This is a genomic window from Blautia sp. MCC270, assembly GCF_018785605.1.
Lineage (GTDB): Bacteria > Bacillota > Clostridia > Lachnospirales > Lachnospiraceae > Blautia_A > Blautia_A fusiformis.
The window spans coordinates 1-16729 of sequence record NZ_WQQD01000015.1; the positions used below are offsets into that span (position 1 = coordinate 1).

The window sequence follows — 16729 nt, forward strand, 5'->3', positions numbered from 1 at the left end:
ATGTATACATTTAATAAAATGTGGGGTGTGGTAACACCGGAGGAAGCTGCAGCGAAGATTGAGGAGCAGAGAAAAGAAGCTGGAATTACAGAACCAAAGAATCTGGAAGAGCAGGCAATTTCACTGGTCGGACGTGACATTTATGAAAAGTTGATCAAGGGTTATACCGAGAAACAGTGGGGACGTGACTGTAAGGATCTTCCTTCGTTTATTATTAAACGTCTGCCGGTTCGTCTGACATTTGATAATAACTATTTTAATGCTTTGTATCAGGGTATCCCAGTTGGAGGTTACACGAAGATGGTAGCAAATCTTCTGGAAGGTATTGAGGTTCGTTTGAGTACAGATTATCTGGAAAACAAAGATGAATTAGATGCGATGGCTGAAAAAGTAGTTTACACAGGTCCGATCGATGCATATTTTGATTATAAGCTTGGTACACTGGAATATCGTTCCGTGCGTTTTGAAACAGAAACTCTGGATAAACCGAATTTCCAGGGAAATGCAGCTGTGAATTATACGGATCGGGAAACTCCATGGACGCGTATCATTGAGCATAAATGGTTTGAATTTGGTAAGGATGAGGAAGGTAACGATCTTCCTAAGACAGTGATCAGCCGAGAATTCAGTTCTGAGTGGAAGCCGGGGGATGAGCCGTATTATCCTGTTAACGATGAAAAGAATGGAGCTCTTTACGCAGAGTATAAAAAGCTGGCAGAAGCTGAGACAAATGTGATTTTTGGCGGACGTCTTGGTGAATATAAATATTATGACATGGATCAGGTTATTGCGGCTGTATTAGACCGCTGTGAAAAAGAATTGCATTAAGATCAGGAAATGAGGGGAAATTAAATGCAAACAACATTACTTATCATGGCTGCTGGTATCGGTTCCCGTTTTGGCGGTGGTATCAAACAGCTGGAGCCGGTTGATGAACAGGGCCATATCATCATGGATTATTCGATTCATGACGCAATCGAAGCAGGTTTTAACAAGGTGGTTTTTATTATCCGAAAGGATATTGAAAATGAATTTAAGGATGTGATCGGGAATCGGATCGAGGCGGTCTGCAAGGCGCATTCTGTTACTGTGGAGTATGTTTTCCAGGATATCAACGATATTCCGGGAGAACTTCCGGAAGGTCGTACGAAGCCTTGGGGTACCGGACAGGCGGTTCTGGCTGCAAAGGACGTTTTGACAACGCCTTTTGTTGTGATCAATGCAGATGATTATTATGGAAAAGAAGGATTCCGTGAGATTCATGATTATCTTGTAAAAGGAGGCCAGTCCTGCATGGCTGGTTTTGTGTTGAAGAATACGTTGTCTGATAATGGTGGTGTGACACGTGGTATCTGCAAAATGGATGAGTATAATAATCTGACGGAGATTGTGGAGACTTCCAATATTGTAAAGAATGCAGAAGGTGCCGAGGCGGACGGCGTAAAGCTGGATACAGAATCACTTGTTTCTATGAATATGTGGGGATTGGCACCGGAGTTCCTGAAAACGCTGGAAAGTGGTTTTCAATATTTTTTTGAAAAAGTGGTCCCGGAGAATCTTATAAAGGCGGAATTTTTGATTCCAACATTTATTGGAGAACTTCTGGCAGAAGGAAGGATATCCGTAAAGGTTCTTCGTACCAATGATACTTGGTATGGTATGACTTATAAAGAGGATGTTGCTGCAGTGAAGGATAGTTTCAGAGAGATGTTGGAAAAAGGAATTTACAGAGAAGAGCTTTTTGCTGATTTATAAGAGTTTTTTTGTATAAAAGCGAGACCGTCAGTAAATGGGGATAATGTTACTATTATTTTATATAGAAGGCATATAAGAATATAGAATCATTTGCAAATGGCCCCAATATATAAAGAAATAAAGGAACATTGTGATGAATATATCGGTGATGAATTCGAAGGATAATTGGAATATATTTAGCAAAAATCGTAATGCAATTTATGGTGTGGCGATAATTTCAATTATGATATTTCATTTTTTTGAAGATATAGCAAATTCAAATTTATCCGGAGGGGGATTGGGATTTTTAGGCAAGTTGTATAACACATTCATTGGTAGTGTTGGAGTTGAGTTCTTTGTTTTTCTGTCCGGCGTTGGATTATATTTTTCGATGTCAAAAGATTCCAATATTTTGCATTTTTTTCAGAAGAGAATAAAGAGAATTTTGCCAGCTTATCTTATGGTTGCTATTCCATATTGGATTGTGATTGATCTTATTATCATGCAAAAAGGTGTCAAGATGTTTGCATTTGATTTTGGCTTTGTTACATTTTTTACACAAGGGACAAGAACCTTTTGGTATGTGTTATTTATTGTTTTTGCATATTTAATTTATCCATTTGTTTATAAGATATTGCATGTAAAGTGGTCAGATTGGGGGCAACTGTTAATTCTTCTTATTATAGCTTTAGTTATTCAATTTTTACCGAGAATTGTAGCTCCTGTATTGAATTTAAATATAGAAATTCTATTGGGAAGATTTCTTGTTTTTTTCATAGGGTGTTGGTGTGGAAAAAAAGTTTACCAGAATGCTTGTATTAATAATATAGATAAAATGGGAATTTTATTTGGAGTAATGATAATGCTGTGCGGCTTTTTACCGGTAACCAAAATAGTTGTGTCAAAACTAGGATTTAGGATTTTGATGTGTTTTTGGGGGATTTTTTTGCTGTATTGTATTGCTGTAAGTATGCGAAAGATGCCTAAAAGAATTGTAAAGATATTGGAGCAGTTTGGAAAAATGTCTTATGAATTATATTTGACTCATGTTGCAATTAGAGCACTTATGAATGTTATAGGGATAAAGACATTTTATTTTCAAAATTATGTTTTTTGTATTTTGATAAGTTTGTTTTTGACATACACAATTGTAAAATTACAAAAAAAGCTGATTTAGGGTAATAGATAATAATCGGCTTCTGCCTTGGTCAGAAGAATAGCAAAATGCTCAGATCCCCCACAAAGGATCTGAGCATTTCCAATACGAACTATTTCTTCTGTAATTTCAGCACGTCCTCAAGAGAAAGGCCTGAAAATCTGGAGATGTCTTCAGGAGAGAATCTTGGATCCTGAAGCATACGCTGTGCTGTCAGCATAGCTTGTTCCTGATGGCCTTCGGCACGTGCATCATCGCACATTTCCTGAACAGCCTGACACATATTAACCCTCCCTTCTGTTTCTGTGAAACGTAAGTTGATACCTGTTATGGAGTCAATGACCCGGGCTGCTTTGAGCTCGAGTGATCGGAAGCCGGGACTCTGTGATGTAAGCTCCTGGAGCTTCCGTTTATCTTTGGAATATTTGATGAAGAGCATGACTTCTTTGAGATTGCTCTGGAGTTTGTCAAGTTCTTCATCCTTTATCTCGGCAGGTGAGAAGAGATTGATCCGGTAATCCGGGACCATGGAAAGAATTTCGGGGTCCTGGACAGAGAGCATTTCGTGGAGGCTCCTGGGAGCGTTCCAGGTGTCGGAACCGAAGTACACGACCGTGGTTATGACCGGGATGAGCCGGTCATCCTTGTAGAAGCCGGTGAGATATTCTCCGGATGTAGAAGGCCATTGCTTTGCTTCTCTGTGTGATCTGGCGGAATTTTCTACCTGCCCTGCGTATTCTAATGCATCATAGACCATGTTTTTGACCGGCATTGCGTAGTGTGTTTCCGATTGATTTTCAATCCCCAGGAGAAGATAAATCCTTGAATCATCGTGCATAACATTAAGAGATTTGAATTCGTCCCGGAATTTCTGGACAGGAACTTCTGAAGTGCCGGATCCGTATGGGACAGCGAGAGCTGTGGTATCCAGTGGATGAAGAGTGTTAGGGTCTATGATGTTTTTTCCTTTGTACAGCATATGGTTGAACACATCCGCAAAAACGCGGTTGTCAGCCATGTAATCTTTGGTGATGGTATCCTTTGTACCCATAGGTTTCACCACATTCGATCTGTTTATGTGATCAGAGTAGTTTATTATCTGATCCAGTTACAGGGTATCATACATTTTGGTGTTTGAGAAGCGGATATCTGATATTTTATCATTTTTGCAGCTTGCGGAGATCTGTTTGATAACATTCTTACATAAGATTTACCGGGATTTTACAGTGGCTTCTTGCCAGCTACCCTTTTCCGGTGTTAAAATAACAGCATCAATGAAAGAACAGGGAGAATGAAATCAATGTACGATTATCTTATCGTAGGTGCCGGTCTTTACGGTGCGGTTTTTGCACAGGAGGCGAAGCGTGCCGGGAAGTCAGTGCTTGTGATCGACAAGCGCCCGCATATTGCGGGAAATGTATATACAGAGAAGGTGGAAGGGATCAATGTGCATAAATACGGTGCACATATTTTCCATACCAATAATAAGAAGGTCTGGGATTATATCACCCGGTTTGCCACCTTCAATCGTTTTACCAACAGTCCGGTTGCCAATTATCACGGGGAGCTGTACAGTCTTCCGTTTAATATGTATACCTTTAACCGGATGTGGGGCGTGGTGACTCCGGAGGAGGCTGCGGCAAAGATCGAGGAGCAGCGGCAGGTTGCAGGGATCACGGAACCTTCGAATCTGGAGGAACAGGCTATCAGCCTTGTAGGTACGGATATTTATGAGAAGCTGATCAAGGGCTATACGGAGAAGCAGTGGGGACGTCCATGTACGGAGCTTCCTGCTTTTATCATCAAGAGGCTTCCGGTGCGTCTGACCTTTGATAATAACTATTTCAATGCGTTGTACCAGGGAATCCCGGTGGGTGGTTATTCGAAGATGGTTGCCAATCTGCTGGACGGTATCGAGGTACGGCTGAATGAGGATTATCTGGAGAAAAAAGAGCAGTACGATGCAATGGCGGAGAAAGTGATCTACACAGGTGCCATCGACGCGTATTTTGACTATAAGCTGGGTACTCTGGAGTATCGTTCCGTGCGTTTTGAGAATGAAACACTGGATAAACCTAATTTCCAGGGAAATGCAGCAGTGAATTATACGGATGTGGAGACTCCATGGACCCGTATCATCGAGCATAAATGGTTTGAGTTCGGAAAGGATGAGGAGGGTAATGATCTTCCGAAAACGGTGATCAGCCGGGAATACAGTTCCGAGTGGAAGCCTGGAGATGAGCCGTATTATCCGGTCAATGATGAGAAGAACGGAGCGCTTTACGGACAGTATAGGGAGCTTGCAGAGAAGGAACCGAAGGTGATCTTCGGCGGCCGTCTTGGCGAATATAAATATTATGACATGGATGCGGTGATCGCTTCTGCGCTGGATATGTGTGAGCGGGAGCTTGCATAAAAAAGATACTGGATATAACTAATGATAAGATCCTCTTATATTTCGGAGCCAAAGCAAAAGAGAAATATAAGGGGATTTTATGCATAGAATGGCAGTGAGATTTTTTGAGGGAGGAAAGAGTAATGAAAAGGTGCAAAGGTGTGCTTCTGGCAGGAATGCTGGTGCTGAGTATGAGTGTTCCGGTGTATGCGGACAAGTCGGTTGTGGTGAAGGTGGAAGCTCCGGCAGATACCACAGATTATTATATGACTGTGGATTCCGGTGGAGTTGGTGTGGATATCTATCCGTCCACCGACGGAAAAGGTGAAAAGCTCAATGATAAGACGGTAAGGGATGGTACTGTCCTGCATATCGAAGGGGAGACAGAGAAGAATGGTGAGACCTGGGGATATACAGAGTATAATGGCAGATACGGTTATGTGCCGCTGGAGGAGCTACGGCCCTCAAAGGATGCGGAGCTGGCGAAGGTCGGAATCGCAGGGGGCACGGAGAAAGAGACTTCTGCAGTGAATCAGGGAGACGCATCCGATACGCAGGATTCCGCAGCCGGCGAAGGACAGGGAACGTCTGCAGGGACGGCCAGCACAGGCAGTTCTCAGGCTCAGAATGGCGAAGGACAGGGAACGTCTGCAGAGACGGACAATACAGGCAGCTCTCAGGCTCAGAATGGCGAAGGACAGGGAGCGTCTGCAGAGATGGCCAGCACAGATGAATCTCAGGCTCAGAGAGGTGAGGTTCAGGGGCCACCTGCAGGGACGGCCAGCACAGGTAGTTCTCAGGCTCAGAGAGGCGAGGTCCAGGGACCACCTGCAGCGGATGGAACAACAGAAGGTGGGAAATCTGCGGATGAAGCTGTCACCAAGCCGGTCAATGGCACAGCTGCGACATCCTTTAAAGAAGAAAATTCCTGGTATAAAAGTCCGTTTATCTGGATCGGGATCGCAACAGTACTTGCAGTAATCGGAATTCTGGGTTATCATTTGAAGAAACGTTAACAGATAAACCAGATCAATATAAGAAAAATGGAGAATTTTGTGAAGAGATTACAGCTTGTTAGGAAGAAATTACTGCCGCTTCTTCTGTGTGTGGCAGTTGCGGGCAGCCAGATTCCGGTCATGGCAGCCGATGTGGAAGGTTTCAGTGATTCTGCGGAAGGATTCAATGAAGAATGGTCAGAAGATACACAGACGCAGTCAGCGGAAGCAGAGGATACGACGGAGACTGCAGAAGGGAATACCGCAGGGAATACCGGTATCCCGGATGAACAGACAGAGGATATTGCAGAGGCAGCCGACGGGGATACCGAGGATATAGCCTTGCAGAGCTCCGAGGAGGATACAGAGACTCCCGAAACATCAGAAGGATCGTCCTCTGATTCCCAGGAGGATACCTTTGGTGACGGTGAGGAGAGCTTCGGGGATGCCTCAGACAGTGGTGAGTCCGGCATCGAATATATCAAGGGCCGTCCGCTTACGGAGGAAGAGGAGCAGGAACAGCTGGCACCCTTTGATAATCTGACCTCTTATTCCACCGCCGTGGAGATCGGAAATGATGTGGATGAGGTACCGATGGGAAGAGCTGCGGCCTATCCGTCCTATTATAATGCAGCGGATCAGGGATATGTCACTTCCGTAAAGAATCAGGAGCCCTACGGTATGTGCTGGGCATTTGGAATGGCCTCTCTTCTGGAAACTTCGTTTCTGACCCAGGGCATTGGGACTTATGATCTGTCGGAAGAGCATTTGGCGTATTTTTTTGCAAACAGAAAGAATGACCCGCTTGGAAATACCTACGGGGATGTCAATAAGCATATGGGGACAGATGATAAAGGAAACGCAGATTATCATGAGGGCGGAAATGATCTTCTGGCTTCCATGTTTCTGAGCACCTGGTCCGGAATGACAACAGAAGGGGATGTGCCGCTGGCAACAGATTCCACGCATACACAGAAAACCGGTGTGACTCCGGCGGCATCCAAGGCGTACAATGCAGCTGCTTATCTGAAAAATGCCTATTTTTCCGATTATTCCGTAAATGCCATGAAGAAGCTTCTGGTTGCAAATAATTCGGTCACTGTGATGTATAATGCACAGAATGCCTATTACAATGCAAGTACAGCGGCCTATTCCTATCCTACCAGCACCAAGAACGTGAATCATGTAGTTACAGTGGTGGGGTGGGATGACAATTATTCTGCGAAGAATTTCCGGGCATCTTCCAAGGTAAAGGGAGACGGAGCCTGGATCGTTAAGAACAGCTGGGGTACAGGCTGGGGAAAATCCGGATATTTTTATATGTCTTATGAGGATAAGTCTGTCAGTGAGCTGGTTGCGGCTACGGCTGTCAATACACCGAAATATAGCAACAATTATTTTTATGACGGAACGTCAGGGCTTGGCTCCATCCGCATGTATGCGGGAGAACAGCTGTCCACGGTTTTTCGTGCCAGTGCAGGAAACGGAAAAGCGGAATCGCTTGGCGAGGTGACTCTTAGCTCCATGTCTGCCAATAATTCCTATACTGTGCAGGTATACACAAATCTGAAGGATGCCAGTGATCCTACCAGTGGAACACCGGCATATTCCACACCGGTTTCCTGCAGTCAGCCGATGGCTGGGGTTATGACCTTTCAGATCCCAGAGGTTCTGCTCAGCCAGAACAGTCTGTATTCTATTGTGGTGACAAATGCAGGAAGCACATATATAAAATACTGTGTGGAGGCAGAGGTCAGTTATGGCTGGTGCAGCTTTTCTCCGTCTATCGTATCCGGTCAGAGCTTTCTGCGATATAATGCGGAGGATACCTGGATGGATGCAGTTGAATTTAATCCATCGGTAACTCCGAGGATCAAGGTGCATACCAGGACTCTGAGCAGTGCGGCCAGGATGCAGCTTTCTTCGTCTGAGATAAGTCTGTATTCCGGAGATCAGAAAACACTGAATGCTTCGGCTACCAGATCCGAGATGGATGCTTCCGGCATTGTCTGGGAAAGCTCAGATACCAGTGTGGCTGCTGTAAATGGCAGCGGCGTTGTTACTGCAAAAAATCCGGGAACAGCAACCATAACCTGCTACGGAAAAAATGCCAGGGGAATCCGAGCTACCTGTAAGGTTACGGTGAAGCTTCGTCAGACCACAGGTGTAAAACTGGTTTCCAAGGCATTTAACAGGATACGGATCTCCTGGAAAGCAGTTCCCGGCTGCAATCGTTATGCTATCTATCGCTGGGATGAAAGCGGAAATTCAAAAAAAATGGCAACCGTGACAGCAGATGTAGTGACCTGGCAGGATACTGCAGTGAAAACAGGAAGCACTTATACGTATCGGATCCGGGCTTCTTATGTACGTTCCGGAAAGAAGACTGTTTATGGAGCCGTATCTTCGCCGTTCTCAGCAAAAGCGGAGCTGGGGAAGGCCCGTGCAGTGGCTGAAGCTGTCAGCGGACCATGTAACAGGGTATCCTGGAAGAAGGTTTCCGGAGCCAGTGGCTATCATATCTACCGGAAGCTCCAGGGGAAAAGCTGGGTTCGGATCGGAACCGTGAACAACAAAGTATTGTCCTGGCAGGACACGAAGATTGAGGGAATCACCTCCTACGCTTATGCTGTGAGGCCCTATAAGAATGTAGACGGGAAAAAAGTTTTCGGAGGATATCAGGCAAGCAGCTATATCCTGTCCTATCCGGAACTTCAGAAGATATCCAGTGTCAGGAAGACCTCCAGGGGGCTGAAGATCTGCTGGAAAGCGCAGAAGAAAGCAGATTGCTATCAGATCTACCGTAAGACCGGAAAGGGTTCATGGAAAAAGATCAGTACAGTTTCCGGAGGCAGCAGCTCCTCCTTTGAGGATAAGACCGCAAAAAAGGGAACAACGTATTACTATGCGGTGCGTGCAGGGATAAAAACCTCCGGTGGAAAAGTACTCTGCGGAGGATACGCCGCAAAAGCAGCAAAGAGATAAAAGTGTTAAAATATAAAACGCCCGGATCTGGCTTGAAACATTCCAGATCCGGGCGTTTTATGTTTTGGTTGAATATGTGTATTATATATGATTATATCATGCAGTTCAAAAGAAAGATCAGTCGTTGTTGATCACAACGCCTTTCTGAAGCATGATGTTGGCATAAAGTGCTTTCTCACTTGTGGAGATGATGCAGTATGCAGTTTTTGCTTCGTCATAGAATGCGAAACGCTCGATGTTTCCGACGGCTTTTTCGCCACGCTCGTCATGCTTGGAAACGATTTCTTTATATGTATCCCAGATCGGTGTCTCCACATTATCACCAGGCATTACTTCCATCAGGTTTACCGGATGCTCTACATAAGTATCCAGCGGGAAGAGCTTCAGGATGGCATCCAGGATCTCCGGAACGCCATGTCCGTCACAGCGGATGGTGATGGCATTTTTTCCCATGGATTCTACAGGGAAGTTTCCGTCAGCGATAACAAGACGGTCACTGTGTCCCATCTCACATAAAACCTTCAGTAATTCTGGTGATAAGATTTCTGGAATTCCTTTTAACATAGTTTATATCCTCCTAAGATCATTGTGTACTTACAGCATTTCGGAAATTACAGCATCAGGCTCAGGTGATCAGGACAGGATACATGGATTTCCGAAACTGTTATGACGCCGGTAGTATCAGACAGACCTGCCCGGCCACAGGCTTTAAAACTCTTATTAATTAATCTAACGGTATTTGGTCTTCTTTTCAAGGGAATATTTTCCTGTAAATGATGAAAATTTTATGGTTGACAGAAACCCTGTGGAGCGCTATGATGAACTCAAACGGAAACGTTTCGGTTTCTGAACCAAATGAGGAAATAATACAAAACAAATACAATGATTCCAAGGAGGAGAAGATTATGCCACTGGTTACATCGAAGGAAATGCTGTTAAAGGCACAGAAGGGCGGATATGCAGTAGGAGCATTCAACGCAGAGAATATGGAGATGGTGAAGGCAATCATCCAGGCAGCTGAGGAGCTGAAAGCACCGGTTATGATTCAGACAACACCTTCTACTGTTAAATATGGTACGGTTGAGACTTACGCTGCGATCGTAGCAGCAGAGGCAGCTAAGGCTTCCGTTCCGGTATGCCTTCATCTTGACCACGGCAGCAGCTTTGAGCTTGCGATGCAGGCAATGCATGCAGGCTATACCTCTGTGATGATCGATGGTTCCAAGCTGGATTTTGAGGATAATATCAGAGAGACCAGGAGAGTTGCGGATGTGGCAGCAGCCTTGGATATCCCATGTGAGGCTGAGCTCGGTAAAGTCGGTGGTAAAGAGGATGATCTTGAGGCTGAGGCAGACACTAACACCGACCCGCAGGAGGCGAAGGAATTCGTGGAGCGTACAGGTGTTACTTCCCTGGCAGTTGCCATCGGAACCGCACATGGTTTCTATGTGGGAACACCGGTTCTTGACAAGGAACGCTTGAGCGAGATCCGCGAAGTCGTAGATATCCCCCTTGTTCTTCACGGGGCATCCGGACTCAGTGATGAGGATGTCAGCGACTGTGTAAAACGTGGTATCTGCAAGGTTAACTTTGCAACAGAGCTTCGTGCCGCATATTCCAGGGCAGTGAAGGAGACCTTTGCAGAGAATGAGAACACCATCGACCCGAAGGCCTACGGAAAGAAAGCAATCCAGGCAGTGAAGGAGCTGGTTGAGGCGCGTATGAAGGTTTGCGGCTGTGATGGAAAGGCAGAATGATCTTCTGTAAAAAAACAGAAACGGAGTGATCAGTATGGCAGCAACCATGAAAGATATTGCCAGGCGGACCGGACTTGGGCTCGCAACGATTTCTTCTTATTTTAACGGCGGAAACGTAAGAGAAAAAAACAGAATAAAGATCGAGGAGGCCATTCAGGAGCTGCATTATGAGGTCAATGAGGTGGCCAGAGGGCTTAAGACCAATGCTACCAAGACCATCGGCGTGGTGATCCCGGAGCTTAACAATACCTTTTGCGCGGAGATCATCACAGGAATGGAGGATGTCTTAAGGAGTCACGGATATGCGACTATTGTCTGTGACTGCCGTACTGATAAGAAGCTGGAGCGGGATGCAGTGGAGTTTTTAAGCCGGAAGCGTGTGGACGGGATCATCAGCATGCCGGTGGATGCGGAAGGCAATCATCTGAAAAAATTTCAGAAAACCGGAAAGCCCATCGTACTCATTGACCGCAGGATCCGGGAGCTTTCCTGTGACAGTGTTCTTGTAGACAACGAGAAGGCGGCTGAGGACGCAATGAGAGTTTTTTTTCAGGCAGGACACCGTAAGATCGGGATCATTGGCGGACCGGAGGAAATTTCCACAGCTCAGGAACGTCTCCAGGGGTACCGCAATGCATACGAAAAAGAAAATATACCGGTACGGGAATCTCTGATCTATCACGGCGATTATACCATTCAGGGCGGTGTGCAGGGAATTGAGAAGCTTGTTGCGGACAATCCGGATATGACGGCTGTGTTTGTTACCAACTATGAGATGACCATGGGGGCGGTGATCGGGATGAATGAGCTGGGTCTTAAGATCCCGGAACAGCTGTCTATGATCGGTTTTGACAATCTGCAGTTTGCCAGAGCATGCAATCCCAAGCTTACCATTGTGGCACAGCCTACACAGGGGATTGCCGGAGAAGTGGCGGGAATCATGCTGAAACGGCTGGAAGGGGCTGCAAGTGAAGAAACAGAACCGATCACGGAGAAGCTTGGCGCAGAGATCATCATGGGAAAATCCGTCCGTGTGCTGGACGAGAAGGAGAATCTATAATGAAACCATATTTATTAGGTATTGATATCGGCACCAGTGCCTGTAAGGTTGCGGTTTTTGAAAAATCGGGAACGGTTGTAGCTGCGGCCAACGGCGATTATCCGGTTTACTATCCGAAGGAGGGCTGGGCAGAACAGAATCCGGAAGAATGGTGGAGTGCTGTCTGTCAGGCGGTAAAGAAGGCCATCCAAAAAGCGGGGATAGCACCTGAGGAGATCGCAGGCATCGGTATTGACGGCCAGAGCTGGTCAGCCATTGCCATGGATAAGGACGGAAATGTACTGACAAACACTCCGATCTGGATGGATACCAGAGCACAGTCTATCTGTGACAGAATGAATGAAGAGATCGGGGCAGAGCAGATTTTTGAAGTATCCGGTAATTCCCTTCAGCCGTCCTACACAACTGCAAAGATTCTCTGGTATAAAGAAAATCTCCCGGAGGTGTACCAAAGGATCCACAAGATCCTGCAGTCTAACAGCTACATTGCATATAAGCTGACGGGTGTGATGAGCCAGGATGTTTCCCAGGGCTATGGCCTGCATTGCTTTGACATGAGAAAGGCAGCCTGGGATGAGGATATGTGCAGAAAGCTTGGGATTCCCATGGAATTTCTTCCTGAGATCTGTGCCTGTGATCATGTTGTGGGAACAGTTACAGAGAAGGCGGCGGAGGAATCCGGCCTTGCTGTGGGAACACCGGTTGTTGCCGGTGGTCTGGATGCGGCATGCGGAACACTGGGGGCTGGAGTGATCCATCCGGGTGAGACACAGGAGCAGGGAGGACAGGCCGGCGGAATGAGCATCTGCATGGATGAGTACAAGGCAGATCCCAGACTGATCCTTGGCTATCACGTGGTTCCGGGACAGTGGCTCCTTCAGGGAGGAACCACCGGAGGTGGTGGTGTCATGCGCTGGTTTGAACGTGAGTTTGCAGATTATGAGCGCTCTGTAGCAGGGGAAAAAGGCTCTTCTCTGAACCAGCTCAATGAGATCGCGGAAAAGGTCGCACCAGGCAGTGACGGAGTGGTATTTCTTCCATATATGTCCGGTGAGCGTTCCCCGATCTGGAATCCTAATGCGAAGGGCGTATTCTACGGACTGGATTTTGCCAAGACCAAGGGACATATGGTACGTGCCTGTATGGAAGGCGTAGCACTTTCGCTGAAACACAACCTTGAGGTGGCAAAGGAAGCAGGAGCAGATGTGGAAGTTCTCCGTGCAATGGGAGGCTCTGCAAATTCTCTTCTCTGGACACAGATCAAATCCGATATCACAGGAAAACCCATCGTAGTGCCGTCCTCTGATACGGCAACAACACTTGGTGCAGCGATTCTGGCAGGTGTTGGTGTTGGAATGTATCAGGATTATGATGAGGCCATCCGTCTTACGGTAAAGGAAACAAGAAGACATGAACCGAACCCGGAAAACCGGGACGTTTATGAGAAAACCTATAAAACCTATTTAAATCTCTATAAATCTCTTGAACCTATGATGAGAAATGAGGAGGAAAAGTGATCATGAAAGCAGCAGTAGTAGTAGCAAATGAGGATGTTCAATATCAGGAAGTGGAAGAACCTCAGGTAACACCGGGCCATGTGAAGATCAAGGTAAGATATTCCGGGATCTGCGGATCTGATATCCCGCGTGTATTAAATCACGGCGTACATTTTTATCCCATCGTGCTTGGACATGAATTTTCTGGCGATGTGGTGGAAGTGGGAGAAGGCGTTACCAAGGTGAAGGTCGGCGACCGTGTATCCGGTGCACCACTTCTTCCCTGTATGAAATGTGACGACTGTCAGAAGGGTAATTTCTCTCTCTGCAAGCATTACAGCTTCATCGGTTCCAGAGAGCAGGGAGCAAACGCAGATTATGTAGTGGTTCCTGAGCAGAATGCAGTACCATTCGCAGACAATGTTCCATATGAGCAGGGAGCCATGTTTGAGCCTGCAACCGTAGCTATCCACGGTGTATTCCAGAACGATTACCACGGCGGTGAGTATGTGGCGATCCTTGGCGGCGGTACGGTTGGTATGTTCACCATGCAGTGGACAAAGATCTTCGGCTCCAAAAAGGTAGTGGTCTTTGATATCAGCGATGAGAGACTTGCTCTTGCAAAGCGTCTCGGCGCAGATGAGATCATCAACACAAAGGAAGAGGGATATATGGAAAAAGCCATGGCCATTACAGGTGGAAAGGGCTACGGCTTCGTATTTGAGACAGCCGGACAGGTTCCTACCATGCATATGGCATTTGAGCTTGCAGCAAACAAGGCACATGTATGCTTCATCGGTACTCCTCATGAAAACCTTACCTTTACACCGAAGGAGTGGGAGAACATGAACCGTAAGGAGTTCAAGCTTACCGGTTCCTGGATGTCCTACAGTGCCCCGTATCCGGGACGTGAGTGGGAGCTGACGGCGCATTATTTTGCAACTGGCCAGCTGAAGTTTGACCCGGGCTTCATCTATAAGAAAATCCCGATGAGCCAGGCACAGGAGGCCTTCCAGCTGTTCAAGACGCCGGGCCTTGTAAAAGGAAAGATCCTTCTTTCCAATGAGGAAGACTGATATGATCCTGACAGTAACCTTAAACGCTGCCATTGACAAGCGTTATGTAGTGGATGATTTTAAAGTGGGCGAAGTGAACCGTGTGCGTGAATGTACCTACGTTCCCGGCGGAAAGGGACTGAATGTTTCCAAGCCGGCGTCCATTTACGGTGCTGAAGTGGTTGCCACCGGCTTTGTAGGCGGCCACGCAGGCAATTATATAGAAGCTGCCCTGAAGCCTTTTGGCATTAAGAGTGCTTTTTACCATGTAGAGGCGGAGAGCCGCTCCTGTATCAACATCTGGGATGAGGTGAATCATGTACAGACCGAATTCCTGGAGCCGGGATTTACACTGACAGAGGCAGATTTTGAGGGCTTTGAGAAAAAATTCCGCCAGCTTGTAAAAGATGCTTCTGTTGTGGCGATGTCCGGCAGCGTGCCGAAGGGACTTGACGGAAGTGCCTACCAGCGCCTTGTGAAGATTGTGAAAGACGCCGGAAAACCGGTGATCCTGGATACCAGCGGCAAGCTTCTGGAAGAGGGAATCAAGGCAGCACCGACACTGATCAAGCCTAACATTGATGAAATCCGTATGCTGACAGGCAAGCATTGTGACGATATCAACGAGATCATTGAAGCAGCGAAAGCCATCCATGCCGGTGGTGTGGAGATCGTGGCGGTCTCGCTTGGAGCAGATGGTTCCCTGGCAGTCGGAGAGGAAGGGATTTTCCGTGCGGTGGTTCCGAAGATCGATGCGGTAAATACCGTAGGCTGCGGAGATTCCATGATCGCAGGTTTTGCCCTTGGATTAAGTGAGGGACTTTCCCTGGAAGAGACTCTGCAAAGAGCCAGTGCGATCTCAGCGGCGGCAGCCATGCGCGAAGAAACGGGCTTCTTTGTGATGGAGGATATGGAGGCTCTTCTTCCGAAGATCGAGATCAGGCGTTTATAAGATAAGCTTATAATAAAAAAATTTTTATAAAAAAGGAGATGTAAAGATGGCAGAAGTTATCAATCCGGCAATTGTGCCGAAAGTGACACTTCCTTCCGGCGAGCAGGTTCCGTGTGTCGGAATGGGAACATTCGGTTCCGACCGTGTATCCGCAGAGGATGTATCTGCAGCTGTTGCAGGCGCGATCCGCAGTGGTTACCGTATGTTTGACTGTGCCGCATGTTACGGAAACGAGCATGAGATCGGCCAGGTATTCAAGGACGCTTTTGACGAAGGTGTTGTAGAACGTAAAGATCTCTTCATCATGACAAAAGTGTGGAACGACATGCACAGAAGAGTTGAGGAAGCCTGTGACAAGAGCATCAAAGACCTTCAGTGTGACTATGTGGACATGTACTACATCCACTGGCCATTCCCGAACTATCATGCACCGGGATGTGATGTAGATTCCAGAAATCCGGATTCCAAACCCTTCAGTGTGGAGGAGTTTATGGATACATACCGCCAGTGTGAGGCGTTGGTAGAAAAAGGAAAGATCCGTTACATTGGTATTTCCAATATGACCATTCCGAAGCTTGAGGCAGTTCTTCCGCTTATGAAGATCAAACCTGCAACCTGTGAGCTTGAGCTTCACGTATGTTTCCAGCAGCAGGAGCTTTATGATTATCTGGTAGCACATAACATCCAGCCGGTAGGTTACATGCCGATCGGTTCCCCGCGCAGACCGGAGAGAGATATCTGCCCGGAGGATGTTGCAGATCTGGAAGTACCGGAAATGCAGGCAATCGCAAAAGCACATGGGGTTCACCCGGCTCTGATCGCTCTGAAGTGGGCACATCAGAGAGGCGAGATCTCCATTCCGTTCTCTGTCCACAACTATGCAAGCAACCTGAAATGTGTCACAGAGGATCCACTTACAGATGAGGAAATGGCAACCATCGCAACTCTGGAAAAAGGCAACCGTCTTGTAAAAGGCCAGGTATTCCTGTGGCATGGTGCAAATGACTGGCATGACCTCTGGGATGAGGATGGCGTTATCGTAAAATAATAAAAATATGCAGGAAAATCCCGTATCCCATATGTTGGATGCGGGATTTCTTTATATTTAATTTGGACTAAGAAACTCCGTTGTAAATTTTAACCA

At 46.6% G+C, this 16729-nt stretch carries 14 protein-coding genes; 12 read left to right on the forward strand and 2 right to left on the reverse strand.

Annotated elements, in window-relative coordinates:
• The 3 genes from GPK58_RS04900 to GPK58_RS04910 all read left to right on the forward strand — a co-directional run.
• On the forward strand, positions 1-828 hold an 828-nt coding region (locus GPK58_RS04900), incomplete at its 5' end, for a UDP-galactopyranose/dTDP-fucopyranose mutase family protein (RefSeq protein WP_215638308.1).
• Between the two features lie 24 nt (positions 829-852).
• Complete coding sequence (locus GPK58_RS04905) at positions 853-1755, forward strand: sugar phosphate nucleotidyltransferase (protein ID WP_092068615.1); 903 nt, start codon at positions 853-855, stop codon at positions 1753-1755.
• 133 nt (positions 1756-1888) lie between these two features.
• Complete coding sequence (locus GPK58_RS04910) at positions 1889-2911, forward strand: acyltransferase family protein (protein ID WP_092068612.1); 1023 nt, start codon at positions 1889-1891, stop codon at positions 2909-2911.
• Positions 2912-3002: 91 nt separating this feature from the next.
• Here the strand turns inward: GPK58_RS04910 and GPK58_RS04915 are convergent, their stop codons facing one another.
• Positions 3003-3869 carry an Rpn family recombination-promoting nuclease/putative transposase gene (locus GPK58_RS04915; RefSeq protein WP_252195773.1) on the reverse strand — a complete coding sequence of 289 codons (867 nt, stop codon included), beginning with the start codon at positions 3867-3869 and terminating at the stop codon, positions 3003-3005.
• Positions 3870-4190: 321 nt separating this feature from the next.
• Between GPK58_RS04915 and glf the strand changes: the two genes are divergently transcribed.
• From glf to GPK58_RS04930, 3 genes are all read left to right on the forward strand, one after another.
• Positions 4191-5306: a UDP-galactopyranose mutase gene (gene glf, locus GPK58_RS04920; RefSeq protein WP_173741430.1), complete on the forward strand. Its 1116-nt coding sequence runs from the start codon at positions 4191-4193 to the stop codon at positions 5304-5306.
• Between the two features lie 122 nt (positions 5307-5428).
• Positions 5429-6301, forward strand: a complete 873-nt coding sequence (locus tag GPK58_RS04925) for a hypothetical protein (RefSeq protein ID WP_110102879.1) — start codon at positions 5429-5431, stop codon at positions 6299-6301.
• Between the two features lie 39 nt (positions 6302-6340).
• Positions 6341-9265, forward strand: a complete 2925-nt coding sequence (locus tag GPK58_RS04930; protein WP_158526434.1) for a C1 family peptidase — start codon at positions 6341-6343, stop codon at positions 9263-9265.
• A 117-nt stretch (positions 9266-9382) separates the two neighbouring features.
• Here the strand turns inward: GPK58_RS04930 and GPK58_RS04935 are convergent, their stop codons facing one another.
• Positions 9383-9829, reverse strand: a complete 447-nt coding sequence (locus GPK58_RS04935; protein ID WP_015527311.1) for an RbsD/FucU family protein — start codon at positions 9827-9829, stop codon at positions 9383-9385.
• 341 nt (positions 9830-10170) lie between these two features.
• Between GPK58_RS04935 and GPK58_RS04940 the strand changes: the two genes are divergently transcribed.
• Genes GPK58_RS04940 through GPK58_RS04965 form a run of 6 tightly spaced genes read left to right on the forward strand, consistent with a single transcriptional unit; the run spans position 10171 to position 16633 of the window.
• On the forward strand, positions 10171-11022 hold the full coding sequence (locus GPK58_RS04940) for a class II fructose-bisphosphate aldolase (protein WP_015527310.1): 852 nt from the start codon (positions 10171-10173) through the stop codon (positions 11020-11022).
• Positions 11023-11056: 34 nt separating this feature from the next.
• A complete protein-coding gene (locus GPK58_RS04945; protein WP_173722428.1) occupies positions 11057-12082 on the forward strand; it encodes a LacI family DNA-binding transcriptional regulator in 1026 nt (341 codons plus the stop codon).
• Positions 12082-13599: a xylulokinase gene (xylB, locus tag GPK58_RS04950; RefSeq protein ID WP_215638310.1), complete on the forward strand. Its 1518-nt coding sequence runs from the start codon at positions 12082-12084 to the stop codon at positions 13597-13599. The genes GPK58_RS04945 and xylB overlap by 1 nt, the downstream gene beginning before the upstream one ends.
• Positions 13600-13601: 2 nt before the next feature.
• Complete coding sequence (locus GPK58_RS04955) at positions 13602-14654, forward strand: galactitol-1-phosphate 5-dehydrogenase (RefSeq protein ID WP_015527307.1); 1053 nt, start codon at positions 13602-13604, stop codon at positions 14652-14654.
• Between the two features lies 1 nt (position 14655).
• Positions 14656-15585: a 1-phosphofructokinase gene (pfkB, locus tag GPK58_RS04960; protein WP_195274298.1), complete on the forward strand. Its 930-nt coding sequence runs from the start codon at positions 14656-14658 to the stop codon at positions 15583-15585.
• Between the two features lie 46 nt (positions 15586-15631).
• A complete protein-coding gene (locus tag GPK58_RS04965) occupies positions 15632-16633 on the forward strand; it encodes an aldo/keto reductase (protein WP_118061951.1) in 1002 nt (333 codons plus the stop codon).
• Positions 16634-16729: the final 96 nt, after the last annotated feature.